This window comes from Paracoccus aminophilus JCM 7686 (assembly GCF_000444995.1).
GTDB lineage: Bacteria > Pseudomonadota > Alphaproteobacteria > Rhodobacterales > Rhodobacteraceae > Paracoccus > Paracoccus aminophilus.
Genome location: NC_022041.1, coordinates 1,924,057 through 1,949,678, shown reverse-complemented (window position 1 = coordinate 1,949,678; position 25,622 = coordinate 1,924,057). Strand labels below are relative to the sequence as shown.

27 protein-coding genes are annotated in these 25,622 nt (G+C 64.8%); 17 read left to right on the top strand and 10 right to left on the bottom strand.

The window, feature by feature from the left end; genetic code table 11:
* Positions 1-129 precede the first annotated feature (129 nt).
* The 8 genes from alr (at position 130) to JCM7686_RS23410 (ending at position 6,730) form a co-directional block, all read left to right on the top strand.
* The gene (alr, locus tag JCM7686_RS09495; protein WP_020950643.1) at positions 130-1,146 is read left to right on the top strand and encodes an alanine racemase; all 1,017 of its coding nucleotides are present in this window, start codon (positions 130-132) and stop codon (positions 1,144-1,146) included.
* Complete coding sequence (locus JCM7686_RS09490) at positions 1,143-1,904, top strand: MlaE family ABC transporter permease (protein ID WP_020950642.1); 762 nt, start codon at positions 1,143-1,145, stop codon at positions 1,902-1,904. Before alr ends, JCM7686_RS09490 begins: the two co-directional genes overlap by 4 nt.
* Complete coding sequence (locus JCM7686_RS09485; RefSeq protein ID WP_020950641.1) at positions 1,904-2,632, top strand: ABC transporter ATP-binding protein; 729 nt, start codon at positions 1,904-1,906, stop codon at positions 2,630-2,632. The genes JCM7686_RS09490 and JCM7686_RS09485 overlap by 1 nt, the downstream gene beginning before the upstream one ends.
* 137 nt (positions 2,633-2,769) lie before the next feature.
* Positions 2,770-3,855: a PhoH family protein gene (locus tag JCM7686_RS09480; protein WP_020950640.1), complete on the top strand. Its 1,086-nt coding sequence runs from the start codon at positions 2,770-2,772 to the stop codon at positions 3,853-3,855.
* On the top strand, positions 3,855-4,382 hold the full coding sequence (gene ybeY, locus JCM7686_RS09475; RefSeq protein WP_020950639.1) for an rRNA maturation RNase YbeY: 528 nt from the start codon (positions 3,855-3,857) through the stop codon (positions 4,380-4,382). The genes JCM7686_RS09480 and ybeY overlap by 1 nt, the downstream gene beginning before the upstream one ends.
* The gene (locus JCM7686_RS09470; protein WP_020950638.1) at positions 4,379-5,308 is read left to right on the top strand and encodes a transporter associated domain-containing protein; all 930 of its coding nucleotides are present in this window, start codon (positions 4,379-4,381) and stop codon (positions 5,306-5,308) included. The genes ybeY and JCM7686_RS09470 overlap by 4 nt, the downstream gene beginning before the upstream one ends.
* Before the next feature lie 133 nt (positions 5,309-5,441).
* Positions 5,442-5,885 carry a hypothetical protein gene (locus tag JCM7686_RS09465; protein WP_020950637.1) on the top strand — a complete coding sequence of 148 codons (444 nt, stop codon included), beginning with the start codon at positions 5,442-5,444 and terminating at the stop codon, positions 5,883-5,885.
* On the top strand, positions 5,882-6,730 hold the full coding sequence (locus JCM7686_RS23410) for an OmpA family protein (RefSeq protein ID WP_020950636.1): 849 nt from the start codon (positions 5,882-5,884) through the stop codon (positions 6,728-6,730). The genes JCM7686_RS09465 and JCM7686_RS23410 overlap by 4 nt, the downstream gene beginning before the upstream one ends.
* 42 nt (positions 6,731-6,772) lie before the next feature.
* Here the strand turns inward: JCM7686_RS23410 and JCM7686_RS24685 are convergent, their stop codons facing one another.
* The 3 genes from JCM7686_RS24685 to JCM7686_RS09440 all read right to left on the bottom strand — a co-directional run bounded on the left by JCM7686_RS24685 (position 6,773) and on the right by JCM7686_RS09440 (position 10,090).
* Complete coding sequence (locus JCM7686_RS24685) at positions 6,773-7,561, bottom strand: GNAT family N-acetyltransferase (RefSeq protein WP_020950635.1); 789 nt, start codon at positions 7,559-7,561, stop codon at positions 6,773-6,775.
* Between the two features lie 257 nt (positions 7,562-7,818).
* Positions 7,819-9,378: a glutamine-hydrolyzing GMP synthase gene (gene guaA / locus JCM7686_RS09445; RefSeq protein ID WP_020950634.1), complete on the bottom strand. Its 1,560-nt coding sequence runs from the start codon at positions 9,376-9,378 to the stop codon at positions 7,819-7,821.
* Positions 9,379-9,478: 100 nt separating this feature from the next.
* A complete protein-coding gene (locus tag JCM7686_RS09440) occupies positions 9,479-10,090 on the bottom strand; it encodes a thiamine phosphate synthase (protein ID WP_020950633.1) in 612 nt (203 codons plus the stop codon).
* Between the two features lie 80 nt (positions 10,091-10,170).
* Between JCM7686_RS09440 and JCM7686_RS09435 the strand changes: the two genes are divergently transcribed.
* From JCM7686_RS09435 to JCM7686_RS09425, 3 genes are read left to right on the top strand one after another with little or no spacing between them, the layout of a single operon-like run.
* Complete coding sequence (locus JCM7686_RS09435) at positions 10,171-10,911, top strand: RNA methyltransferase (RefSeq protein WP_041527255.1); 741 nt, start codon at positions 10,171-10,173, stop codon at positions 10,909-10,911.
* Positions 10,912-10,965: 54 nt separating this feature from the next.
* Positions 10,966-12,114 carry a heme A synthase gene (ctaA, locus tag JCM7686_RS09430; RefSeq protein ID WP_020950631.1) on the top strand — a complete coding sequence of 383 codons (1,149 nt, stop codon included), beginning with the start codon at positions 10,966-10,968 and terminating at the stop codon, positions 12,112-12,114.
* Complete coding sequence (locus JCM7686_RS09425; protein ID WP_020950630.1) at positions 12,111-13,583, top strand: carboxypeptidase M32; 1,473 nt, start codon at positions 12,111-12,113, stop codon at positions 13,581-13,583. The genes ctaA and JCM7686_RS09425 overlap by 4 nt, the downstream gene beginning before the upstream one ends.
* Here the strand turns inward: JCM7686_RS09425 and JCM7686_RS09420 are convergent.
* The 5 genes from JCM7686_RS09420 to JCM7686_RS24815 form a co-directional block, all read right to left on the bottom strand.
* Positions 13,580-14,923: a cytochrome P450 gene (locus tag JCM7686_RS09420; protein ID WP_020950629.1), complete on the bottom strand. Its 1,344-nt coding sequence runs from the start codon at positions 14,921-14,923 to the stop codon at positions 13,580-13,582. The genes JCM7686_RS09425 and JCM7686_RS09420 overlap by 4 nt on opposite strands.
* A complete protein-coding gene (locus JCM7686_RS09415; RefSeq protein WP_020950628.1) occupies positions 14,920-16,176 on the bottom strand; it encodes a hypothetical protein in 1,257 nt (418 codons plus the stop codon). Before JCM7686_RS09415 ends, JCM7686_RS09420 begins: the two co-directional genes overlap by 4 nt.
* A gap of 59 nt (positions 16,177-16,235) precedes the next feature.
* Positions 16,236-16,919, bottom strand: a complete 684-nt coding sequence (locus JCM7686_RS09410) for a M48 family metallopeptidase (protein ID WP_020950627.1) — start codon at positions 16,917-16,919, stop codon at positions 16,236-16,238.
* A gap of 103 nt (positions 16,920-17,022) precedes the next feature.
* Positions 17,023-18,204 carry a vWA domain-containing protein gene (locus JCM7686_RS09405; protein ID WP_020950626.1) on the bottom strand — a complete coding sequence of 394 codons (1,182 nt, stop codon included), beginning with the start codon at positions 18,202-18,204 and terminating at the stop codon, positions 17,023-17,025.
* Positions 18,204-18,368, bottom strand: a complete 165-nt coding sequence (locus JCM7686_RS24815; RefSeq protein WP_020950625.1) for a hypothetical protein — start codon at positions 18,366-18,368, stop codon at positions 18,204-18,206. The genes JCM7686_RS09405 and JCM7686_RS24815 overlap by 1 nt, the downstream gene beginning before the upstream one ends.
* A 142-nt stretch (positions 18,369-18,510) precedes the next feature.
* On the opposite strand from JCM7686_RS24815, the gene JCM7686_RS09400 reads away from it, so the two are divergent.
* Both JCM7686_RS09400 and JCM7686_RS09395 read left to right on the top strand, forming a co-directional pair.
* Positions 18,511-19,635 (top strand): Ppx/GppA phosphatase family protein, encoded by a 1,125-nt coding sequence (locus JCM7686_RS09400; RefSeq protein ID WP_020950624.1) that lies wholly within the window; start codon positions 18,511-18,513, stop codon positions 19,633-19,635.
* Positions 19,635-20,474, top strand: a complete 840-nt coding sequence (locus tag JCM7686_RS09395) for an RlmE family RNA methyltransferase (protein WP_020950623.1) — start codon at positions 19,635-19,637, stop codon at positions 20,472-20,474. Before JCM7686_RS09400 ends, JCM7686_RS09395 begins: the two co-directional genes overlap by 1 nt.
* A 46-nt stretch (positions 20,475-20,520) precedes the next feature.
* Here the strand turns inward: JCM7686_RS09395 and JCM7686_RS09390 are convergent, their stop codons facing one another.
* Both JCM7686_RS09390 and miaA read right to left on the bottom strand, forming a co-directional pair.
* Positions 20,521-21,498 carry a helix-turn-helix domain-containing protein gene (locus JCM7686_RS09390; RefSeq protein WP_020950622.1) on the bottom strand — a complete coding sequence of 326 codons (978 nt, stop codon included), beginning with the start codon at positions 21,496-21,498 and terminating at the stop codon, positions 20,521-20,523.
* A 175-nt stretch (positions 21,499-21,673) separates the two neighbouring features.
* Positions 21,674-22,558, bottom strand: coding sequence for a tRNA (adenosine(37)-N6)-dimethylallyltransferase MiaA (gene miaA, locus JCM7686_RS09385; RefSeq protein ID WP_020950621.1), 885 nt, complete (start codon positions 22,556-22,558; stop codon positions 21,674-21,676).
* Positions 22,559-22,635: 77 nt separating this feature from the next.
* Here miaA and pyrH point away from each other — a divergent pair, with 77 nt between their 5' ends.
* From pyrH to JCM7686_RS24865, 4 genes are all read left to right on the top strand, one after another.
* Complete coding sequence (gene pyrH / locus JCM7686_RS09380) at positions 22,636-23,370, top strand: UMP kinase (protein WP_020950620.1); 735 nt, start codon at positions 22,636-22,638, stop codon at positions 23,368-23,370.
* A 79-nt stretch (positions 23,371-23,449) separates the two neighbouring features.
* Positions 23,450-24,013: a ribosome recycling factor gene (gene frr, locus JCM7686_RS09375; RefSeq protein WP_020950619.1), complete on the top strand. Its 564-nt coding sequence runs from the start codon at positions 23,450-23,452 to the stop codon at positions 24,011-24,013.
* 27 nt (positions 24,014-24,040) lie between these two features.
* Positions 24,041-24,751: a polyprenyl diphosphate synthase gene (uppS, locus tag JCM7686_RS09370; RefSeq protein WP_020950618.1), complete on the top strand. Its 711-nt coding sequence runs from the start codon at positions 24,041-24,043 to the stop codon at positions 24,749-24,751.
* Positions 24,748-25,620 carry a phosphatidate cytidylyltransferase gene (locus tag JCM7686_RS24865; RefSeq protein ID WP_020950617.1) on the top strand — a complete coding sequence of 291 codons (873 nt, stop codon included), beginning with the start codon at positions 24,748-24,750 and terminating at the stop codon, positions 25,618-25,620. Before uppS ends, JCM7686_RS24865 begins: the two co-directional genes overlap by 4 nt.
* Positions 25,621-25,622 lie beyond the last annotated feature (2 nt).

The following is a 25,622-nucleotide window of genomic DNA, read 5'->3' as shown; positions in this document are numbered from 1 at the left end:
GAGATCCTGCAAATTTGCAAAAACGTTAAACGACTTCAGTCGCATCCGAACGCCGTGGGGCAGGGCGGTTCACAGCCCGCGCCGCTTAAAACCCTTGACGCCCGCCGGGTCCGGGTTCATGCGAGCGGCATGGGACTGATGATTGATCTTTCGGCCCTCGTGGCCAATTGGAAAGCGCTTGCCGCGCGCGCGCCTGCTGCGCGTCCGGGAGCGGTGGTGAAAGCGGATGCCTACGGGCTTGGCGCGGCGAAGGTCGCCCCCGCACTCTATGCGGCAGGGGCGCGCGACTTCTTCGTCGCGGTCGCCTCGGAAGGGCGCGAGCTGCGGCCGCATTTGCCTGATGACGCGCGCATCATGGTGCTCTCGGGGCATATGGAGGGCGAGGACCTGACCGGCCTCATCCCGATGCTCAATAGCCCGGCGCAATTCTTCCGCGACCGCGCTTTGCGTCCAAAAGGCGCGTTTGGCATCCAGCTTGACAGCGGCATGAACCGGCTTGGCTTCGAGCCCGGCGAATGGGCTGCCGTCCGCGCTGAGGCCGTGGCAGCAGGTCCGGTTCTCGTGATGTCGCATCTCGCCTGCGCCGATGAGCCCGATCACGCGGCCAATGCCGCTCAGCTTGCCGCCTTCCGTGCCATGACCGACGGGCTCGACGTGCCGCGCGCGCTGGCCGCGACCGGCGGCATCCTGCTGGGGCCGGAGTTCCATTTCGATCTCGTGCGCTGCGGCGTCGGCATGTATGGCGCCGAGCCCTTCCTGACCGCCGCCTCGGTGGTGACGCTCTCGATCCCGGTGATCCAGACCCGCGAACTGCAGCCGGGCGAGTCGGTTGGCTATGGCTATAGCTGGACCGCGACCCGCCCGAGCAAGATTGCAACCTTGGCTGCGGGCTATGCCGATGGCCTGCCGCGCGCGCTGACCGGCAAGGGCGTCAACTTCTGGGCGGGCGAGACGGCGGTGCCGATGATCGGGCGCGTCTCGATGGATCTGATCACCGTCGATGTCACCGATCTCGCCGTGGTTCCGGCTGAGCTTGAGCTTTTGAACGCCAAGCAGGGGGTCGATGATCTGGCCAAGCTTGCGGGCACGATCGGCTATGAAATCCTGACCTCGCTCGGGCGGCGCTACTCCCGGGTCTGGCGGTGAATCTGATCCGGCTGACCGGACGCGCCACGCTGGGGCTGATCCGCGCCACCGGGCGCGTCTCGCTTTTTCTGGCGCGCGGTCTGGCCGGGATCTTTCCGCTCGCGCCCGGGCTTTTGGGGCGGCAGATCCTTCAGATCGGTTGGCTCTCGCTGCCGGTGGTCGGGCTGACCGCGCTGTTCACTGGCGCGGCCTTGGCCTTGCAGATCTATTCCGGCGGCGAGCGTTTTCAGGCCTCTGACGTGGTGCCCGCCGTGGTTGCCATCGGCATGGCGCGCGAGCTTGGCCCGGTTCTGGGCGGGCTTATGGTCGCGGCCCGCGTGGCTTCAGCGATTGCCGCCGAGCTTGGCACGATGCGCGTGTCAGAGCAGATTGACGCGCTCGTCACCCTGTCGAGCGATCCGATGAAATGGCTGGTCTCGCCGCGCCTTTGGGCCGCGATCCTGACCGTGCCGGTGCTGGTTGCGGTTGGCGATATCATCGGCATCATGGGCGGCTGGCTGGTCGGCGTGAATGCGCTTGGCTTCAACTCGGCCACCTATCTCAACAACAGCTTCGCCTTTTTGCAAAGCTGGGACGTGGTCTCGGGGCTGCTCAAGGGCGCGGTCTTCGGGCTGATTGTCGCAACCTCGGGCTGCTGGTTCGGGATGAGCGCCGCCGGGGGCGCGGCGGGCGTTGGCCGGGCCACGACCAATGCAGTCGTCGCGGCCTCTATCGGCATTCTGGCCGCAAACTTCATCCTGACGGGGCTCTTTTTCTGATGGCGCCGCTTCTCACCATTCGCGGGTTGAAGAAAAGCTTCGGTGGCAAACCTGTCCTCGATGGCATCGACCTCGATCTTGAGGAGGGCGGCAGCTTGGTCGTCATCGGCGGTTCGGGCACCGGGAAATCTGTGCTGATGCGCACGATCCTCGGGCTCGAAACGCCAGAGGCGGGCGAGATCCTGTTTCGCGGCGCGCCGCTGGTCGGCGCCCATCGCACGGCCTTTCTCGACAGCTTCGGGATGCTGTTTCAAAACGCCGCGCTCTTCGACAGCCTGCCGGTCTGGAAAAACGTGGCCTTTCGCCTGCTCAAGACCCTGCCGCGCGCCGAGGCGCGCCGGATTGCGCTCGAAAAGCTCGCCCGCGTCGGTCTGGGGCCCGAGGTTGCCGATCTGATGCCGGCGGCGCTCTCGGGGGGGATGCGCAAGCGGGCCGGGCTCGCCCGCGCCATTGCCGCCGACCCGGCGGTGATCTTTTTCGACGAGCCGACCACCGGGCTCGACCCGATCCGGGCGGCGCGGATCAATGCCCTCATCCGGGGCATTGTCGAGGAAAGCGGGGCGAGCGCGATCACCATCACCCATGACATGACTTCCGTGCGCTCGATCGCCGATCATGTAGCCCTGCTTGACAAAGGCCGCATCCGCTGGCACGGCCCCTTGCATGAGATGGATGACGCCCCGGACGACTATCTGCATGATTTTATTCTCGGCCAATGGCGGGAATGACTGAAATCCGTGTGACAGTTAGATGAAACTTTCCTGTCCAGAGAAGGATTTGCGCGGAATTGGCCTTGCGCCCCCTTGTGCGAATCCCATCGGGTTGCCACCATCTGTTATATGCTCCCTTCCTTTCGGAGAAGAATTTGGGCCAGTCCCCACAGCCTGACACGAGCGTCGCCACTGGCGAAACGCTGATCGAATTTCCCGACAATCGCCTGCTGATCGAGCTGTGCGGTCCTCACGACCGCCACATTGCCCGCATTGAGCAGGGCTTTAAGGTCCATATCCTGCGGCGCGGCAACCTGCTTGCTGTCGTCGGCGAGGCCGAGGCGCAGAAAGAGGCCGAGCATGTCTTGCGCGGCCTCTATGCCCGGCTGGAACAGGGCCGTCCGGTGACCTTGGCCGAGGTCGATTCCGCCCTGCGCATGGGGCCGGATCAGGCCGATGACCATCGCACGCCCGCCGAGCAGCTGGAGATGTTCCAGCATGGCAATATCGAGCTGCGCACCCGCAAAAAGACGGTCGAGCCGCGCACGGATGCGCAAAAGGACTATGTCCGCTCGCTCTTCGCCAATGAAATGGCTTTCGGCATCGGGCCTGCAGGCACCGGCAAGACCTATCTGGCGGTCGCCGTAGGCGTGACCATGCTGATCGGCGGCCATGTCGACAAGATCATCCTTTCGCGTCCCGCCGTCGAGGCGGGCGAGCGTCTGGGCTTCCTGCCCGGCGACATGAAGGAGAAGGTCGATCCCTATATGCAGCCGCTCTATGACGCGCTGAACGACTTTCTGCCCGGCAAGCAGATGCAGAAGCTGATGGAGGAAAAGCGCATCGAGATCGCGCCGCTTGCCTTCATGCGCGGCCGCACGCTGTCGAATGCCTTCGTCGTGCTTGATGAGGCGCAAAACGCCACGACCATGCAGATGAAGATGTTCCTGACCCGTCTGGGCGAGGGCTCGCGCATGGTCATCACCGGCGACCGCACCCAGATCGACTTGCCGCGCGGCGTCACCTCGGGTCTGGTCGAGGCCGAGCGTTTGCTCAAGGATATCAAAGGCATCGGCTTTTCCTATTTCACCGCCAAGGATGTCGTGCGCCACCATCTCGTCGCGCGCATCATCGAGGCCTATGATTCCGACAGCGCCGCAGCACTTGAACGTGGCGAGCCGCGCGAAGAGCGCGGCTATCGCACGCCACGCCGCGATCATAGCGACAGGGAGCGGGCGTGATGGCCTCCGATTCCTATGAGGGCTCGCAGGCGGCCTTTGACGCGGTCGAACTGGTGATCGAGGATGATCGCTGGCTCGACGCCGAGCTTCTCGACCTCTCGGCCCGCGCGGCCAAGGCGGTCGGAAGCTGGATGCAGCTGCCCGATCTGCAAATCGTGGTTCTGGGCTGCGATGACGCGCGCATCGCCGGTCTCAATGCCGAGTTTCGTGGCAAGGCCAAGCCGACCAATGTGCTGTCCTGGCCCTCGAGCGACTTTGCCGATCACGCGCCCGGCGACAAGCCCGAGTTCCCGCCGTCGCCCGAGCTCGGCGATATCGCGATCTCTTATGACACCTGCCTGCGCGAAGCCGCCGAGCAGGGCAAACCCTTCGCCGATCACGTCACCCATCTGCTCGTCCATGCGACGCTGCATCTGGCGGGTTACGACCATATCGACGATTCCGACGCCGAGACGATGGAGAACGCCGAGCGCGAAATTCTCCGCAAACTCGATATCCCCGATCCCTATCTTGAGTATGAAAGATGAGCAGCGACCGAAGTCCTGACACGCCCGTTTCCGCAGACCCGGCCACATGGGCCGAGAGTGAAGGAGGCGACGGGCGCGACCTGCCTCAGTCGCGCGGTTTTCTGGGCCGCATTTTCGGCGCCTTCGGGGGCGCCGATTCCGACAATGATGCAGCCGAACGGCCCGCTGCGGGTGGGGCTTCGGCGAGTGCCGTGCCCGGCCTGCTGAACCTGCGCCGGTTGCGCGTCGATGATGTCGCCATCCCCAAGGCCGAGATCATGGCCGTGCCGGTCGATATCGCTCTGCCCGAACTGGTCGCGCATTTCCGCGAGCAGGGCTTTACCCGGATCCCGGTCTATCGCGGCACGCTCGACACGCCGCTCGGGCTGATCCATCTCAAGGATCTCGCGCTGAAATACGGCTTTGGCGCGCAGGCTCCGGCGCAATTCGCGCTTCGTCCGATGCTGCGGCCGCTGCTTTATGTGCCCCCCTCGATGCCACTGGCGGTGCTGTTGCAGCAGATGCAGCAAAAGCGCATCCATATGGCTCTGGTCATCGACGAATATGGCGGCGTTGACGGGCTGGTCACGATCGAGGATCTGATCGAGCAGGTCGTGGGCGAGATCGACGACGAACATGACGAGGTCGAGGGCGATCTCTGGATTGCCGAAAAGCCCGGGCAATGGCTCATTCAGGCGCGCGCGCCGCTCGAAGATGTCGAAAGCGTCACCGGCTTGCGCCTCTCGCCCGAGGAAGAGGAAGAGGATGTCGACACGCTCGGCGGTCTGATCTTCACGCTGACCGGACGCGTGCCGGTCAAGGGCGAGGTGATTCGACTGGAATCGGGGGCCGAGATCGACGTGGTCGAAGCCGATCCACGTCGCGTCAAACGTGTTCGCTTGCGCCTGCCGCAGCCGGAAGACGACCTCGGCGCCAGCGGCGAATGAGCCTTCGCGCGAATTAGGCAAATCCCCGCCGCTGCGCCCTGATCGGTGCGCGGCGGCCCTTGCAGGCGCCGCCGGGCCTGCGAAAACTCGCCGCAGTTCCAGGCCCTTTCGGCCCATTGCACGAGGATTTTCGATGCGCGCCCTGATCGCTGCCGCCTTTTTCGCCGCCGCCTTTCCGCTTGTCGCTCAGGCCGATACGGTCTTCGAGATCAAGGGCGGGCAGGTCTCTGTCCCCGAGGGCGTTCTGCTCCGCGTCAAGAAGGTGACCGTCGGCACCGATGCGACCGTGCTGAATGTGACCCTGTCCTATGACGGCGATTCGGGCTCGGTCCAGATGACGGATGATCCGACCTTTCTCGAACTGCCCGACGGTCAGCGCCTGATGCTGCGCGCGATTGCCGACAATCCCAATCTGGCGATTGCCGAGGGCGAGACGCTGGAAGGCGATCTCGTCTTTCCCGGCGTCATTCCCGAGGGCACCGACAGCGTGAAGCTGGTGATGAACGAGGGCCGCAAGGGCGATGACATCGCCGCCCCCGGCCTGACGCTGACGCTTGATCTCAAGGCGGCGCAATGATCCGCTGGGGCGCGCTCTTCGGGGCGGCGCTGCTGCCGGTTGCGGCCCTTGCCTATAGCGTCGAATTCACCGGGACGCCGATTGGCGCTCAGCCCTCACATCTAAGCCCGCGCTCTTTGGGCGCGTCGCAGCTGGTGCGCCAAACCGGCGGCAGCACATTGACCAAGGGCGGGGATCAAAGCGATCTTGCGCCGCTGGTCTCGGCATCTCCCGCGCCCGAGACACGCCCGCTGACAGCGGCGCGTCCGGGCTTTTTCCTGCTCTTGCGCAGCAGCGCGTCCTTGGGCGGGCAGGCGAGCCATATGAAGCGGCAGGCTGGCGGCCCCGTCTCCCATCTCGCGGCCGTTTCGCAGGAAAGCGGCCTGACCCCAAGCGGGATGAGCTCGCGGATGCGGCTTTCTGAGGTGCGCAGCGAGATGCGGGACAAGGCCGATGCTTTGCTCACGGAATTCGGGGCGCGTGAGGAGGGCGGCAAGATCATCGTCAGCCTGCCCGGAGATGTGCTCTTCGATTTCGACAGCGCCGAGATCCGCAGCGATGCCGAGCCGGTGCTGGACCGGCTGGCCGAACTGCTCGACGCCTTTTCCACGGCCCCGGTCGTGATTGCGGGCCATACCGATTCCAAGGGCTCGGACGCCTATAACCTCGCGCTGTCGGATCGCCGCGCGGCCTCGGTCAAGGCGTGGCTTTCAGAGGACGGGGTCGCGGCTGGGCGCATGACCACCGAGGGCCATGGCGAGGCCGAGCCGGTCGCCCCGAATGAACATACTGACGGAAGCGATGATCCAGAGGGGCGGCAAAAGAACCGCCGCGTCGAGTTCACCATTCTGCAACCCGCGCCCTAAATCCCCTCCGCTCGCTCCAAGCGTCTGAGCGGTTTCAGGCGCTCAGGCGAGGCAGGAAAAGGCCGGGGCATGAGTAATGCGCATCCGCTCGGGCAGTTCGGGGCCGACCGCTTGCAGGAAGGGACCGGCATAGCGCGATTCCCAATTCACCGGCTGGAAGCCGAAGCGGCAATAGAAATCGGGCTCGCCCAGCACGACGACGATGCGATCCCCGGCGCGGCGGATCGCTTCGCGCACCAGCGCCGAGGCGATGCCATGGCCCTGCGCACGCGGCAAAACCGCCAGCGGCGCGAGTGCCAGCGCCGGGCGCTCGGATTGCAGCGGCGAGAGCGCGGTATGGCCGAGAATGGCGCCCCCGGCTTCCGCGACCAGCGAGACCTCAAGATCGCCATCCTCGCGCAGCATCTGCACCACGCGGGCCTCATCGACGCCGTCGAAGGTTTCCGCAAGCAGGGTCAGGGTCTGGGGGATATCCGTGGAAAGTTCTTCCCGGATCTGAATAATCGCATCCAGCTTCTTGAAATCACGCGCTATTCCACGCGTCTTGTCGCCCCATTCGCTGGCGCTCGTCCGCGCCTGATGCGCCGCGAAAGCCGCGTCGTCGATGAACAGCTCGTCCAGCGCCCAGACGAAAGGGTCGTCGGTTTGGACAACGTCGAAGCGTAGGCAGCCGGGTTCGTGTCGGCTGAGGCTGATATGTTTGGGCAGATGCGAGCGAATGGTCTCGGCCTCAGAAAGGCTCGAGGCCGAGAGCGTTCCGGTCAGCCGGATCATGCCGTGGCCGGGCGAGGTCGCGCCGTCTGCGACGACAGGGGAGCTGGTGGTCTGCATAACTCTCTAATCGGCTGAATGAACTTGGGATAAAGCAGCTTGTCACATTTCCGGCGCGAAGCGCAGCCTTTCCATGGTGATGCGCGACAGCCCCGGCAGGCGAAAGAGCGACTTTCGTTGCGGATCGCGCAAAGCTTTGCGATTGGCAACCGGCTTTGCAAGATGACGTAGGGGCGAAATGCAACCGCCAGAGCCTTTCGGTCTCTGGCGGTCGGTCTCTCGCATACGATCAGCGGGCGCCGATCATGCCCCTCGGCTCACTCCCACTCGATCGTGCCCGGCGGCTTCGAGGTGATGTCATAGGTGCAACGGTTGATGCCCTTGACCTCGTTGATGATCCGCGTTGCGGTCTCGCCGAGGAACTGGTGGGTGAAGGGGTAGTAATCCGCCGTCATCCCATCGACCGAGGTCACCGCGCGCAAAGCGCAGGCGAAATCATAGGTGCGCCCGTCGCCCATCACGCCGACGGTGCGGACCGGCAGGATGGCCACGAAGGCCTGCCAGATGTCGTCGTAAAGCCCGTGTTTGCGGATCTGGTCGATGAAGACCGCATCGGCTTGGCGCAGGATGTCGAGCTTTTCGCGCGTCACTTCTCCCGGGCAGCGGATCGCCAGACCCGGGCCAGGGAAGGGGTGGCGGCCGATGAATTTCGCGGGCAGGCCCAGCTCGGTCCCCAAAGCGCGGACCTCGTCCTTGAAGAGCTCGCGCAAGGGCTCGACCAGCTTCAGGCCCATTTTCTCGGGCAGGCCGCCGACATTGTGGTGCGATTTGATCGTGACCGAGGGGCCGCCTGCAAAGCTGACGCTTTCGATGACATCAGGGTAGAGCGTGCCTTGGGCGAGGAATTCCGCGCCCTCGATCTCATTGGCGTATTTCTGGAACACGTCGATGAAGAGCTTGCCGATGGTCTTGCGTTTGACCTCGGGGTCGGTGACGCCTTCGAGCGCACCCAGAAACATCTCGGATTCATCGGCATGGATGAGCGGGATGTTGTAATTGTCGCGGAACATCGTGACGACTTCCTCGGCCTCGTTGAGCCGCAGAAGACCGTGATCGACGAAGACGCAGGTGAGCTGGTCGCCGATCGCTTCGTGGATCAGCACGGCCGCGACCGAGCTGTCAACGCCGCCCGAAAGACCGCAGATCACGCGCTTGTCGCCGACCTGTTCGCGGATCTTGCGGATCGCCTCGCCGCGATAGCTGGCCATGGTCCAGTCGCCGGTGAAGCCTGCAAGGCGGGTGAAGTTTTCCAGCAGGCGCTTGCCGTTCGGGGTGTGGTGGACCTCGGGGTGGAACTGGACGCCGTAGAAATTGCGCGTTTCGTCGGCAACAATAGCGAAGGGGGCGTTGGGCGAGATGCCGATGACCTCGAACCCGTCCGCGATCTTGGTGACGCGGTCGCCGTGGCTCATCCAGACTTCTTCCTGACCGCCGTCAAAGAGGCCCGCGAAGATGCCGTCGGCAGTGTGCCCGGTGGCCGGTTGCACGAAGGCGCGGCCATATTCGGCGTGCAGGCCGCTTTCGACCTTGCCGCCAAGCGCATCCATCATCAGCTGTTGGCCGTAGCAGATGCCCAGAAGCGGCACGCCAAGCGACCACACAAGCGCGGGGGCGCGCGGGCTGCCTTCGGCGGGAACCGAGCCGGGGCCGCCGGACAGGATCACGGCCTGCGGGGCGAAGTCCCGCAGGAAGGCGTCGTCCACGGCGTTGAACGGGTGGATTTCGCAGTAAATGTTCAGCTCACGCAGGCGGCGCGCGATAAGCTGCGTCACCTGAGAGCCGAAGTCGATGATGAGAAGGCGCTGATGCTGGGTCATGGCAAGCCTTTAGGGCGGGGAGGGGACAAGAGCAAGTGGCGCGAGAGCGGGCGGGCCCAGCCTGTGCTGGATCAGCCCGCCTGTCCGGGGCAAAGTCGGATCAGCGCCAGAGCGCGGCCAGAGCCGCGACGGGATCCTCTGCCGACCAGATTTCCGGCCCGAGCGCGATGAAATCCGAGACCGGCGAGAAGGCTTCGATCAGCTCGGGCGTCAGCGCGCCTTCGGCGACGACCGGAACTTCGATCATCTCGGACCACCAGGAAAAGAGATCAATCTCGGCGGTCTCGCCCTGACCGAGCGCGGTTTTGCCCACCGGGCCGAAGCTGACGTAATCGGCTCCGGCTTCGGCGGCATTGATGCCCTCATGGCGCGAATTGCCGCAGAAGGCGCCGATGATCGCATCCGCGCCGAGATCTTTGCGGGCATCGCGCAATTTGCGGGCGCCCTTGGTCAGATGGACCCCGTCGAGCCCGTGGCGCAGCGCAAGCTGGACATGGTCCTCGATCACCACGGCCACGTCGCGGGCATGGGCGATCTCGCGCACCAGATCGGCGATGCGGCCCAGATCTTCTTCGGTGCCATTGCCGGGAATGCGCAGGCATGCCACGGGAAAACGGTCCAGCACATCGGCCAGCAGCGGCCCGAGCGTCTCAGCCGAGGCCCCGAGCGGGGTTGTCAGGTAAAGCTGCGGCGCGTTGGTTTCTTCGGTCATGGCTTTCACCCTCGGTCGTCGATTTGTCACATGCAGATAGCGCAGGCGCGGCCCGCTTGCCAGTGCCGCTGTTGAGGCGTATGGCGCGGCATATGGAACCCGTCATTATTCTCGTGCGCCCGCAGATGGGCGAAAACATCGGCGCGGCGGCCCGCGCCATGCTGAATTTCGGCCTGACCCGGATGCGCCTTGTCGATCCGCGCGACGGCTGGCCCAATGCGCGCGCCATTGCGATGGCCTCGGGGGCGGCGGGCAAGGTGCTTGATCAGGCGCAGGTTTTCCCGACCCTCGCCGAGGCGATGCATGACGTGGATTATTGCTATGCCACGACTGCGCGCGGTCGCGAGATGACAAAGCCCGTGCTGACGCCCGAAACCGCGATGGCTGACGCCCATGCCCGGACCGCGGTCGGCGAAAAGATCGCGATCATTTTTGGCCCCGAGCGCGCTGGTCTTGAAAACGACGATGTCGCGCGCGCCAATGCGATCATTACCGTGCCGGTCAATCCGGATTTCCCCTCGCTCAATCTGGGGCAAGCGGTGCTTTTGAACGGCTATGAATGGTCGCGCGGTCGCCTGCCGGCCGAGCCCGCCCCCCATGGCCGCCGTCCCGATGCCGAGGTCCCCGCGACCCGGCTCGAGATCGAGAAGCTCGCCGATCATTGGGAAAGCCGCCTTGACGAGGCCGGTTTCTTCTTTCCCGCCGAAAAAGCGCCGGTGATGAAGCTCACGCTCCGAAATCTGTGGTCGCGCCTGCCGCTGACGCGCGCCGATGCCCAGATCTTCCACGGCATGTTGCGCCAGCTCATTCGTCGCAATTGACCTTTCCCGCGCGAGCTCCCACTCTCCCGCGCGGTTTTCATCGAGGGACCAGCCATGGCCAAACGCCCCGTCTTTCAGGACGTCTCTGAAGCAAGCCCAAGCGCGCCCGCGCCGCAGGGCGGCATGATCGATACCCAGCCGAAAGGGGCGCGCAAGGCGATCCGGGCGTGGTTGATCGTGATGTTCGTCATGGTCGCGGCGATGATCGCGCTTGGCGGCGCGACGCGGCTGACCGGCTCGGGGCTGTCGATCACCGAATGGCGCCCGGTCACCGGCGCGCTGCCGCCAAGCGATCCGGCGGCCTGGCAGGACGAATTCCAGAAATACCAGCAGACCGCGCAGTTCAAGGAAGTGAACGCGACGATGACGGTCGACGAGTTCAAGCAGATCTATTGGTGGGAATGGTCGCACCGCCAGCTGGGCCGCGCCATCGGTCTGGTCTGGGCCTTGGGCTTTTTCGGCTTTCTCGCCACCCGCCGCATTCCGACCGGCTGGACGGGGCGACTGTTGTCGCTGGGGGCGCTTGGCGGGCTTCAGGGCGCGATTGGCTGGTGGATGGTCCATTCTGGGCTGGACGGCTCGCCGCTTTTGCGCGTGGCCTCCTACCGGCTCGCGACCCATCTGGGCATCGCCTTCCTGATCCTCGGCCTGATCGTCTGGTTCGCGCTTTTGCTGTCGCGCCCCGAGGCGCAGCTGATGCGCGCGCGCCGCGCCGGAGAGGGCAAGCTCTTCCGCATGTCGACCGGGCTCATGCATCTGGCCTTCCTGCAAATCCTCATCGGCGCGCTGGTCGCGGGGATTGACGCGGGCCGCCAATATACCGGCTGGCCGACCATGGGCGGCGAGTGGATCCCCTCGGCGATCTGGGACGCGAGCCTTGGCTGGCGCAACTTCTTCGAGAACCCGGCTCTGGTGCAGTTCATCCACCGCATGGCGGGCTATCTCGTCTTCATCTTTGCCGTCGTCGTCTGGCTGCGCTCGCGCAAATCGCCCCATCCGGTGACGCGCGGCGCCTTCAGCCTGATGCTCGCCATGGTGCTGCTGCAGGTCGCGCTCGGGATTGCCAATGTCATGCATGCCTCGCCGCTTCATCTCGCCCTGACCCATCAGGTCGGCGCGATCGCGCTGCTCTCACTGATCATTCGCGCGCGCTTCAATGCGTGCTATCCTTATGAAACATCCGTGAGGGGGACCATCCGATGAGCGCTTTCGACGATCTGCTTGCCTTCCAGCGCCAGACCGAGGCGCTGTCCGCAGTCGCCGAACGGCTGGGATGGGATCAGGAAACGGTGATGCCGCGCGGCGCGACCGAACAGCGCGCCGAAGAGCTCGCCGCAATCGAGGCCGTGCTGCATGAGCGCCGCACCGATCCGCGTCTGGGCGAATGGCTTGACGCCGCACGTCCGCAAAACGAGGTCGAAGAGCGGATTACCCAGTTGGTGGCACGCGACTTCCACCGCGCCAGCAAGATCCCGGCGCGTCTGGCGACCGAACTTGCGCGGGTGACCTCGCTCTCGCAGGGCATTTGGGCCGATGCGCGCGCCAAGGAAGCCCCCGAGGACTTCCTGCCGACGCTGCATGATGTGCTTGCTCTCAAGCGCGAAGAGGCGGCGGCGCTGGCCGAGGGCGGCGATCTTTATGACGCGCTGCTCAATGATTACGAGCCGGGCGCGACTCAGGCCGAAATCTCGGCGCTGTTCGATGCGATGCGGCCGCGACTGGTCGCGCTGCGCGAGGACATCCTTGGCACCGAATTCCGGCCGAAGGGACTGACGGGCGACTTCCCGCAAGAAACCCAGCTGCGGCTCGCGCGCACCTGCGCCACCGCCTTTGGCTATGACTGGAGCCGGGGCCGCATGGATCTGGCCGTCCATCCCTTCAGCTCGGGGCGCTGGCAGGACAGCCGCATCACCACCCGCGTCGTCGAAACCGATCCCTTCAACTGCCTCTACTCGGCCATCCACGAGACCGGCCATTCGAGCTATGAGCTTGGCATCGACGAGGATTACGCCTTCACGCCGCTGGGGCGCGGCGTCTCGATGGGCGCGCATGAAAGCCAAAGCCGGATCTACGAGAACCAGATGGGCCGCGGCCGGGCCTTTACCGGCTGGCTGCATCAGCGCATGACCGATGCCTTCGACGGGATCGAGATCGACAATCCGGATGATTTCTACGCCACCGTCAACCGCGTGACCCCGGGCTATATCCGCACCGAGAGCGACGAGGTGCAATATAACCTCCACATCATGCTGCGCTTTGATCTCGAGCGCGATCTGGTCTCGGGCCGGCTGGGCGTCGAGGATCTGGTCGAGGCGTGGAACGCGCGCTTCCTCAAGGATTTCGGCGTGGCGGTCGATCGCCCGGCACATGGCGTCTTGCAGGATGTCCATTGGGCGGTCGGGCTTTTCGGCTATTTCCCGACCTATGCTCTGGGCAATGTCTATGCGGGCTGCCTGAACACCGCGATGCGCGAGGCAGTGCCCGATCTCGACGCCTCGCTGGCGCGCGGCGATGCCGCACCGGGGATCGAATGGCTGCGCGAGAACATGCAGCGACATGGCGGCCTTTACGAGCCGCGCGAGCTGATTGAACGCGCCACCGGCGCCTCGGTCAGCGAAAAGCCCTTGCTGGATTATCTCGAGGCGAAATTCTCGGATATCTACCGGCTTTAAGCCTGACGCGGGATCAGCTTCAGCCTGATCCCGCCCTTGCCCCGCAAGGTCAGCCGCATGACCGGCACCGGCACCTCTTGTCCCGGCGCGATGTGATAGGCGCGCACCAGGGCCGAGAGCAAAAGCGGCCCCTCGATCATCGCAAATCCCGCCCCCGGACAGGCGCGCGGCCCGGCCGAGAAGGGCAGGAAGGCGTCGCGCTGACAGGCCTTGCCGTTTTCCGTCTCCCAGCGCGCCGGATCGAAACCGTCCGGGTTGTCCCAGAGCCGCTCGTGGCGGTGGATATGGAAGGGCGAGATCACCAGCTGCGCGCCCTTGGGCGCTTGGCGGTCGCGCAAAGTCTCGGCATGTTTGCATTCGCGCACGGTCATGGCGACCGGCGGATAAAGCCGCAAGGCCTCGCGAAAGACCGCGCGCGCCGCGCCAAGGTTGCGGATGCCGCCGAAATCGCGCACCTCAGGCTCGGCTGCGACCCGGTCCTGCCATTCGGGGCTTTGCGAGAGCAGGTAAAGCGACCAGGCCAAGGCCGAGGCCGCCGTCTCATGCCCGGCGAGAAAGAAGGTCGCGACCTCGTTCACCATCTCGACCTCGGTGAAGCGCGTGCCGGTTTCCGGGTCCGGCGTGGTCATGATCTTGGTCGCGAGATCATCGGGGGCCGTGCCCACCGCAATCTGCCCGGCACGCGCGCGCACCAGCCGCTCGATCAGGCCCCGGATATGCTTGGCCGTCCGTTTGGTCCGGCGCGAGTGGAAATGCAGCCAGCGCGGCAGCGCCATCAGCCCACCCAGATTGACCATGGGCTGGGCGTCCTGATGGGCGCGGAAGGCGGTGAACACCCCGCTCGCGGTCTCATCCTCGATCGGCAGTGAAAAGAGCGTGCGGAAAATCACATCGGCGGCGACATGGGCGGTCTCGGGCTCGATGTCGATCTCATGGCCCGTGGCCAAAGGCGCGATCCGGGCCACTGCTGCATCCGAGGCCGCCAGCATGGCCGGAAAGGCCTCGCGCAGGCGGCCACCCTCGAAGGCCGGGTCGATGATGCGGCGCTGATGCCGCCAGGTCTCGCCATTCGAGATGAAGCTCGAATTGCCCAGAAGCGGTGTCAGCCCCGCCGCCATCCGCCCCGATTTCGGGAAATCCAGCGGGCGCTTTTTCAAGATCAGATCGAGCAGCGCCGGATCATTGCAGGTGAAACTGTGGATGAGCGGGCTTTTGAACTCGGCCATCCAGGCGCGGTAAAGCTTGCCCGATTGCGCCGACAGGATATCGCGGCGGAAATCGCGGATGAAGCGCCAGAGCGAGGGCTTGCCGCTGCGAGCAGGGGGCTTCGGCGGGATCATCGCACGGCCCTTGAGGTATAGCGATTCGCGGGCGTGACGATCCGCCCGGGCGAGGGCGCGCGCCCGGAAAAGCGCGCGGCCAAGGTCAGGGGCCCGGCGGTGATGGCGAAGTAATCGTAATCTCCGGGCCGGTCGAAGGCGTGCAGATATTGGAAATGCAGCCGGAACCAATGACCGCGCAAGGCGCGCCGCATCTCGGGCGAGAGGGTTTGCGTGAAGGCCGCCGAAAGAACCAGCGGCCCGCGCGGGTCGGGCGGCGCGACGCCCGAAACCGCCACCGGATCGCAGAGCCCGAACGAGCAGGGATCTCCCGGCGCGGTCACATCGACCCAAGTCAGCCCCGGCGCGGCGGCCAGATCGTGCAGATCGGCGCGCAGCCGCGCGGCCTTGGGCAGGAAGCTCGCCATTGGCACAACATGGCCAAGCGTCAACAGCCCGAGCGCAGGCCCGTCCTCGCGCCGCGGCTCCGCCCGCAGCAGATCGGCGAGAACCGAGACCGCGAGATAGGCACCCGAGGAATGGCCGACGACCAGCACCTCATCCCAATCCCCGGCAAGACTGCGGGCAATCCGATCCCGGAAATAAGCCAGCCGCGTTTCCAATGCCGGCGGATAGGCCCCGCCGAGATGGGCGGTAAAGGCATAATCATGCATCAGGTAATAGGCGAAAAGTCGGCCATCGATCCTTTGCCAAAAGCGCAGCACCTGCCGAAAGATCAGGATCGCCAAGGGCACGCCAAGCGCAACCGCAAGGGGCAGATGAAGCCAGCCCTGCGCCGGGGCGAGCCCGCGCATCAGCCAGACCACAGCCGCACCTGCCAGCGCGCCAAGCACCAGCGCCAAGGTCAGCGCGACCAGAGCCTGCAAGATCAGCACGACCAGCGGATAAAGCGCCGCAATCACCGGCCCCTTGCGCAGCCGCATCAGCCGGAAGATCGCGCCCGAGCCGATATAGACCTTGGCCGTGCGCCACAGCTGGCCATAGGTCGCGGCAATCGACTGGCCCATCGAGGCTTGGACCAGATCGGCCCAGACCAGAACCTCGACCTCGGTTTCAGTCAGACCTTCCTCGAAGGCCCCGAGAACGCCCCAGCCAAAGCCCGTCCGCTCCTGCCTTGGCCCGAAACTCAGCCCATAGCCCGAGATCTCCGCCTGCAAGATCCCCTCGCGCCGGTAAAGCTCGCGGTAGCGACGGGCAGGGATCGGATCATAGCCGGGAAGGTAGAAGACCCTGCGGCGGAAGGGACGGGTCATCGGCGCTCAGCTGAAGTGCGGTTTGATGTCACAATAGGCGAAAGCCCGGCTGCGACAAGTCAAAGGCTTCGCCATTTTTCTTCAAGTTTTTCGATCGCGGCAATCCGGCGCGGGGTCGGCGGATGCGACATCTGCCAGGCAGGCAGGCTCGCCCGTCCCCCGGCCAGCGCATCGAGCTTGCGAAAGAGGCTCTTTTGCGGCCCGGTCCCAAGCCCCGCCTTGATCATCAGCGCCGAGGCAAAGGCATCCGCCTCATATTCATCCTCGCGCGAAAGGCGAGCAATGATCGCGACCGTGACCAGATTGGCGACCCAACCGCCAAGCCCCGGCACGAAGCGGTTGAGCATCGTGCCCAAAACCATGCGGATGGCATTTTGCCCGGCGAAATCGACCATGCGCCTGCGGGCATGACCATGGGCCACGTGACCCAACTCATGGGCAATGACCGAGGCAAGCTCGGCCTCGTCAACCTGCCCCTGATCGAGCTTGTCGAGAAAGCCCCGCGTCAGGAAAATCCGCCCATCCGGCGCGGCGAGCCCATTGACTTGCGCGACCTCATAAACATGGGCGCGCACCGGCGGCAGATCCATCGCCCGCCCCAAACGCTCCAGCATCGGCGTCAGCCGGGGATGGGTCAGCGGGGTCGAGTTCCGGTGCAGCTCCTGCTTCAGCCGCCAGGCCGAGAAAAACCACATCGCGGCAAGATAAAGCCCGATCAAAAGGAAAGGCAGATAGCGCAGCATGTCCGGATTATCCGCCGCGCCTCCGGCCGCGTCAATTGCGGCAAAACGCCCGCGCTTTCTTCATCACCCAAATACCCAAAAAACCGCGCAGCGGGCCGGGCGCTTAGCCAAGAAGGCGCATCGCCTGCGTCAGCCCCTCAAGCGTCAGAGGCTGCATCCGCGCGTCAAAGATCTCGGAGATCATCTCGATCGACTGGGTATAGCGCCAATGCTGTTCTGGTACGGGGTTCAGCCAGACATGATCGGGCCAGGTCTCGCGGGCGCGGCGCAGCCAAAGCGCGCCGGGCTCGGGGTTCCAATGCTCCGAGGCGCCGCCGGGCACCGCGATCTCATAGGGCGACATCGAGGCATCGCCGACGAAAATCGCTTTATAGTCGCGGCCAAAGCGGTTCAGCACGTCCCAGGTCGGGACGGTCTCGTTCCAGCGGCGGCGGTTGTCCTTCCACACCGCCTCGTAAAGGCAGTTGTGAAAATAGAAATGCTCGAGATGCTTGAACTCGCTCCTCGCCGCCGAGAAGAGCTCGTCGACCAGCCGGGCGTGATCATCCATCGAGCCGCCGACATCCAAAAACAGCAAGACCTTCACGGCATTGCGCCGCTCGGGCCGGGTCTGGACGTCGATATAGCCATGTTCGGCACTGGCGCGGATCGTGCCGGGCAGGTCGAGCTCTTCGGCCGCGCCATGGCGCGCCCATTCGCGCAGCCGCTTCAGCGCGACCTTGATATTGCGCGTGCCAAGCGCGACCTGATCGTCGAAATCGCGAAACTCGCGTTTGTCCCAGACCTTCACGGCGCGGCGGTGGCGGCTTTCGTCCTGGCCGATGCGCACGCCTTCCGGGTTGTAACCATAGGCCCCGAAAGGCGAGGTGCCCGCCGTGCCGATCCATTTGTTGCCGCCCTGATGGCGACCCTTCTGCTCGGCCAGCCGCTCGCGCAGCCGCTTCATCAGCTCCTCGAAACTGCCGGGGCCCTCGATGGCCGCGCGCTCCTCGGGGGTCAGCAGCTTTTCGGCGAGCTTCTCCAGCCAGTCTTTGGGAATCGTGGTCTCATTGACCAAAGCCTCGACCGGCACCTCGTCGAGCCCCGCGAAGCTTTCTGAAAACGCGCGGTCAAAGCGGTCGATATGGGCCTCGTCCTTGACCAGAGTGGCGCGGGCAAGGTGATAGAAGTCCTCGACCGACCAATCCGACAGCCCCGCCTCGATCCCCGCAAGAAGATCGAGATATTCTCGCAGGCTGGCAGGCACTCCATGCCGGCGCAGACTGTCGAGAAAGGGGCGGAACATCAGATGTACCGGCTGACGATGACGGTAAGGATCAGGCCGATGATGGAAAAGGCCAGACCGAAGCCAAAGGCATATTGGACGTGGTCGGCGCGGTTGCCGTCCAGCTTGGTGGCGCGGAGCCAGCCAAGGGCGGCGCCAATGAGGGAGGAAAGGATCACGATCATGGTCGAGGGATTAGCCCATCCGCTTTCAAGGGGGAAGCCCCTGCGTCACGCGCTTTGGTGTGCCAAGCTGCAAGCTGACCTCTTGAAGCTGCGCGCGCAGAGCGTTACCTTTATTACAACTTGAAATCGGAGGGCGTGTGTCATGACGCCCAAGCGTCCCGCGGGTGCGGACGCGTTCCCGAACACACCGGTTGAGCCTTTCGTCACCCGCCCGGTCGAGGAGGGCGAGCTATATGCTGCGCTCGATCTCGGCACCAACAGTTGCCGGATGCTGATTGCCCGTCCCCGGGGCAATCAGTTTCAGGTGGTCGACAGCTTCTCCAAGCCCGTTCAGCTCGGGCATGGGCTAGAGGCGTCTGGCCGCTTGTCGCGCTCTTCCATGGCGCGGACGGTCCATGCCTTGCAGGTCTGTCGGCGCAAGCTCGACATCCACAAGGTCACTCGGATGCGGCTTGTCGCAACCGAGGCCTGTCGTCGTGCGCGCAACAGCCGCGACTTCATGCGTATGATCCGGCGCGAAACCGGGCTGCCGATCGAGGTGATCGGCGCCGAGGAAGAGGCGCGTCTGGCGGTCATCTCTTGCGCGCCGCTGGTCAGCCAGCGGACCGAGCAATTGCTTGTCGTCGATATCGGCGGCGGCTCGACCGAGCTTGTCTGGATCGATCTTGAAGATGTCGAACTGGCCGAGCGTCCGCGCGCGATCATGCGGCTGGCCGATGGCTTTCGCGATCCGGTGCCCGGCGGTGCGCGGGTGGTTGACTGGATCTCGGTTCCGCTTGGCGTGGCGACGTTGCGCGATCAATTCGAGGATGTCGAGGACGATCAGGGCCGCTTCGCGCTGATGTCCTGGCATTTCGAGGAAATGCTGCAAAGCTTTGCGCCCTATGTGAATGCGGGCGCGCCCGAGGAGGGGTTCCAGATCATCGGCACCTCGGGCACGGTGACCACGGTCGCGGCGAGCCATCTTGGCCTCAAGCGCTATGACCGCACCAAGGTCGATGGCTTGACCATGACCTCGACCCAGATCGACCGGGTCATCCGCGATTATCTGATGCTCGGCCCCGAGGGGCGGCGCACCGATCCCCGCATCGGGCGCGAGCGTCATGCGCTCATCATGTCGGGCGCGGCAATTTTGCAGACCCTGATGCGGATCTGGCCGACGACGCGTCTGTCGGTTGCCGATCGCGGTCTGCGCGAGGGGCTGCTATATGCCCAGATGGTCAAGGACGGTGTCCTTGCACCCGAAAGTGTGAACGGAGTGGCCTGATGGCTGAAGGCAAGAAACCCGGTGGCGGCAGCCGCACGGGCAAGGGGACATCGGGACGGGGCCAGCGCGACCTGCGCGTGCGCGTCAAGACGGCGCGCGGGCGCAAGCTGTCGAGCACGCTCTGGCTTGAGCGGCAGTTGAACGACCCCTATGTCGCCCGCGCCAAGCGCGAGGGCTATCGTGGGCGCGCTGCCTTCAAGATCCTTGAGCTGGACGACAAATACCGCTTCCTCGTGCCTGGCGCGCGCGTGGTCGATCTGGGCTGTGCGCCCGGCGGCTGGTGTCAGGTCGCGGTCGGCCGGGTCAATGCGCTTGGCGAGAAATCGGGCAAGCGCGTCGGCACGGTGCTCGGCGTCGATCTGCAAGAGGTCGAGCCGATTGCCGGGGCGGAAATCCACCAACTCGATTTTCTGGCCGAAGGCGCGGATGAACAGGTCAAGGCCTGGCTCGGCGGGCGCGCGGATGTTGTCATGTCGGATATGGCGGCGGCCTCGTCAGGCCATAAGGGCACCGATCACCTGCGCATCGTCGCGCTGGTCGAGGCGGCTGCCGATTTCGCCTTCGACGTGCTCGAGCCCGGCGGCACTTTTGTCGCCAAGGTTCTGGCGGGTGGCGCGGAAAACGAGATGCAGACGCTGCTCAAGCGCCATTTCCGCAAGGTCGCCAATGTCAAACCACCGGCAAGCCGCTCGGATTCGTCAGAGAAATTCGTGATTGCGCAGGGCTTCCGGGGTCGTTCCCCTGAGGCGGGCTTCGATGACGAAGACAGCGAGTCTGATCTGGACGCGTTCGACGGCTGGCCCGATCACGACCTGCCCGAAGATCCGCGCGCCGAATAAGGTTGCGCCATGACGCCTTGCGCCTATGGGCGCGGGGCGGTGGCTTTCATTCCCCGCTGCGACGAAACGCCTCCGGTCCCCGGCCGGTGGCGGCGACAAAGGCGCGCGCCATATGCGACAGGCTGACATAGCCGGTCTCTGCGGCGATGGCGGTCGCTGATTTCTGGCTGCTGCGCAAAAGCGATACCGCACGCTCAAGCCGCAGCTCATAAAGCAGCTCTAACGCCGAGCGCCCGCGGCAGCAGCGACAGGCCCGGTCGAGCGTCGCCGAACTGACCCCCAGATCCTGCGCGAAATCCGACAGCGTCAACCCCCGGCCCATATCGCGGCGCACCAGCTGAAGGTAGCGGTCCATCAGAGGCTTGGCCTGTCGCGGATCATCCTTGGGATTGCGGTTCTCAATCGCCTCATCCTCAAGCCGGGTCAGGGCGCGGGCGATCACCGTGAACTGGATGCGCGCGGCCTCGCGGCTGGCGCTGTCAGTGATGCGCCCGATCTGGCCAAGTCGGGGCAGGGCGCCGCGCAAAGGCGCGAGATCGGGGCGCTGGGGCGCGCCTTGCGTCAAGTCGCGCGGCAGGATGACACCAGCGCGGCGCAGCAGATTGCCGGGCAGGTTCAGCACCACGCCCTCGGCCAGCGGGCCATGCCAGAGCGAAAACGCCGTGCCCGCCGGGATGAAGATCAACTGGCCCGCGCGCAGCATCCGATATTGACGCGGCAGCTCGATCCGGATGCTGCCCGAGGTCAACCAGAATATGAAGCTATCCGCGCAAACCTTTGGTGTCGCATAACCTCCGATCCCCTTGGCTGCGCCGCCCCATGAGAATTCCGACAGCCGCCGCAGCACCATACCGCGCAGGCTGGAAATCGGTTTCGCGCTGAAGGGGCGGGTTTCGACGGGGGGCGTCGCGTGGTTGGCGGGCAGTGGCGCGTCCGGGTCGGGAGCCGCGAATTTGCGCGGGTCGCGCCGCGCGGGCGCCTGAATCGCGGAAGCCGCCACCGAAGCTTTACGCAATCGCGACATGACCGGATCCTCGGTCGTGGCCTGTCTGGCCCGGGTCACCCAGGCTGGCAGCCAATAATCCTGACGAGATGCGTCGTGCATGGCGTGAAAAAAGCGGCGATTCTGATGATGCTCAGGATGCGACGCCGGGTGTCACAAGGGAAGAGGCAATTGTGCAAATTGGTGGATAAACCGTTCAACTTCCGGATGTTATGGCCTGCCAGTCACGCATCCTGCCGCGAAACCAGATCCGCTGGGACTTGGCATATTGCCGGGTCGAGATGATCGCGCGCTCGACCGCCTCGTCCAGCGACAGCTTGCCTTGCAGATGGGCGACCAACTCGGGCGCGCCGATGGCTTTGCTCCATTGCGCGCGCGGATCCCAAGCGGGCAGCACGGCGCGGACCTCGTCCAATGCACCCGCCGCCATCATCTGGCGAAAGCGCAGGGCGATGCGGTCGGCCAGCCAGTCGCGATCGGCCTCCATGACCAAGCAATGCGCGCTTTCGGGGGCGATCAGCGGCGGCGGAGTCTCGGCCTGCCAGGCGGCGATGCCGCGCCCGGTGGCTTGCAGGACCTCCCAGGCGCGCTGGACCCGGGCGGGGTTTTGCACGTCGATGCGGGCGCGGCTGTCGCCGTCAAGCTCGGCCACCATCTGCGCCAACCCGCCCTCTGCCAAAAGTGCATCGGCTTTTGCGCGGATCTCGGCGGGCACCGGCGGGATCACCGCAAGCCCGCGCGTCAGCGTCGAGAGATAAAGCCCGGTGCCCCCGGCGATGATGAGCCGCGCGCCCTGATCGCGCAAAGCCGCGACCTCGGCCAGCCAGTCGCCGACCGAATAGCTGCGCCCGGGCGTGACATGGCCATAAAGGCGATGGGGCGCGCGGGCCTCGTCCGAGGGGCCGGGGCGCGCAGTCAGCACGCGCCAGCACGACCAGATCTGAAGCGCATCGGCATTGACGATGACGCCGCCCTGCGCTTCGGCAATGGCCAGCGCAAGCGCCGATTTCCCGCTGGCGGTCGGTCCGGCGATGATTACCGTGCGGTCCGGAGAGAGCCCCTGCGGCGGTCTCATGCGCATTTGCCTATCTTGCGGTTGAACATGGAGGCTCTTTGCGACATTTTGCGCGGCAATGGAACAGCCCACGGAAGAGCGCGATGTCAGAACAATCTCCTACCCACAAGCCAAGCTATAAGCGCGTTCTGCTCAAGATTTCGGGCGAGGCGTTGATGGGGGATCAGGGTTACGGCCTGCATCCGCCGACCGTGGCGCGGATCGCGCAAGAGGTGAAATCGGTCCATGATCTCGGCGTCGAGATCTGCATGGTCATCGGTGGTGGCAATATCTTCCGCGGGCTGCAGGGCTCGGCTCAGGGGATGGAGCGCGCGACCGCCGATTATATGGGGATGCTCGCGACGGTGATGAACGCGCTTGGGATGCAGGCGGCGCTCGAAGAGCTGGGGCTGCATTGCCGCGTGATCTCGGCCATCCGCATGGATGAGGTCGCCGAGCCTTACATCCGCCGCCGCGCCGTGCGCCATCTTGAGAAAAAGCGGATCATCATCTTCGCCGCGGGCACCGGGAACCCCTATTTCACCACCGATACCGCCGCGACGCTGCGCGCCAATGAGATGAATTGCGAAGCGATCTTCAAAGGCACCAAGGTCGATGGCGTCTATGACAAGGACCCGAAGAAACACGCCGATGCCAAACGCTATGACACCGTCACCTATGACGAGGTCCTGCAGAAGCATCTCGGCGTGATGGATGCCTCGGCGATTGCGCTGGCGCGGGACAATGATCTGCCGATCATCGTCTTCTCGCTGGACGAGCCCGGCGGCTTCCGCGGCATTCTGGCCGGCGACGGGACCTATACCCGCGTTCACGGTTAAAATACCCGCATATCCTTTGCTAAACGGGCGTCTCTCGGGTAGAAACGCTTGAAACAACTACATGAGGCCATGACTACGCATGTCCGACGATTTTGAAATCGACACCGACGACCTCGAACGCCGTATGAAGGGCGCTTTGGATTCGCTTCGCCAGGAATTCGCCTCGCTGCGGACCGGGCGGGCCTCGGCCACCATGGTCGAGCCGATTATGGTCGATGCCTATGGCTCGCCGACCCCGATCAACCAGATCGGGACCGTCAACGTGCCCGAGCCGCGGATGGTGACGATCAACATTTGGGACAAGGGGCTGGTCAGCAAGGCCGAGAAGGCGATCCGCGAATCGGGTCTGGGCATCAACCCCCAGCTCAATGGCACGATCATCATGCTGCCGATCCCCGAGCTCAACGAAGAGCGTCGCCGCGAGCTGACCAAGGTCGCCGCCCAATATGCCGAAAGCGCGCGGGTTGCCGTGCGCAACATCCGCCGCGACGGCATGGACCAGATCAAGAAAGCCAAATCCGCCGGTATGGCCGAGGATGACCAGAAGTTCTGGGAAACCGAGGTTCAAGAGCTGACCAACAAGATGATCGGCACGGTCGACAAGACGCTTGAAGCCAAACAAGCCGAAATCATGCAGGTCTGATCCGTGGGCAAATCAGCAGCCAGCGCGATGCAGGGATCCGGCGATACGGCGCGTCCGCGTCACGTTGCCATCATCATGGATGGAAACGGACGTTGGGCGGCCAATCGCGGCTGGCCTCGCCTTGTCGGGCACCGGCGCGGGGCAGAGCGGGTCAAGCAATTGGTCCGCGCCTGTCCCGATCTCGGGGTGAACTGGCTGACGATCTATGCCTTTTCGACCGAGAACTGGAAGCGGTCGACCGAGGAAGTCCTTGGTCTCATGGGGATTTTCGCCCGCTATATCGAGCGGGAGGCCGATAGCATGGCGGCCGAAGGGGTGCGGATGCGCTTCATTGGCGCGCGCGAGCGGCTTAACCGCAAGCTCGCCCGCCTGATGGACGGGATCGAGCTGCGCACGGCCGGAAATACCGGGCTCAATCTGACGGTGGCGATCAATTACGGTGGTCGTGACGAGCTGAACCGGGCCGCGCGCAAGATGGCGGAAAAGATCGCCAGTGGCGAAATCGGCCCGGATGAACAGGTCGATCTTGCCAATTTTCTCGACACCGTTGGCCATCCCGATCCCGATCTGGTCATTCGCACCAGCGGCGAGGCCCGGACCTCGAACTTTTTGCCTTTTCAGACCGCCTATTCGGAATATGAATTCACCGAGACGCTCTGGCCCGATTTCACGCCGGATCATCTCGCCGCGATCCTCGACAAATTCGGGCTGAGGGACCGGAGGTTCGGCGGAGCATGAGTGACGAGCCCCCGAAGCGCCATCCCCCCCTTGGGCCGCAACCGGGGGAGCCGGGGCGGCGCGGCGCAAGCGCCAATTGGTCCGATCTCGGCGCGAGGATTGCCTCGGGCGCGGTGCTGATCGCGCTTGGCGCGCTGCTGATCTTCTCGACTGGGATTTGGCTCTGCATCGGCGTCTCACTGCTGTGCGGCGGCATGATCTGGGAATTGGCCCGGCTGACCGGCTGGCGCCATCCCGAATTCCATAGCCCGCGCCATCCCTTGCTCATCGGCATTCTGGGCGGGCTGACGCTGCTCGCCATGCTGACCATGCCGGGCGATTGGCCGATGCTGCTTGCGGTGATTCCGATTATCTTCGGCTGGAGCGGGACCCACCGCCACGAGCGTCCGGCCTATCTCGTCTTCACCCTCGGCATCCTGCTGTCCGGTTATTCGCTGGTCGTGCTGCGCGAGGTCATGGGGCTCGAAACGACACTGTGGATCGTCGGCACCGTGGTGCTGTCGGATGTGCTGGGCTATTTCGTCGGGCGCCGTCTCGGCGGCCCGAAATTCTGGCCCGCGATCAGCCCGAAAAAGACCTGGAGCGGCACGGTCGCCGGTTGGATCGGCGCCATCGTGCTTGCGGTTGTGCTGGTCGTGCTGGGCCAGACCGGCTGGGCGGCTGTGCTGGTCGCGCCGCTGCTCGCTTTCTGCGGCCAGATGGGCGATATCGCCGAAAGCTGGCTGAAGCGGCGGGTGGGCGTCAAGGACAGCTCGGATCTGATCCCCGGCCATGGCGGTCTGATGGACCGTTTCGATGCGATGTGCGGCGCCTTCATCGTCGCGCTTCTCATGTTGATGCTGGGGCTGTTGCCGCAGATCGGGGGCTGATC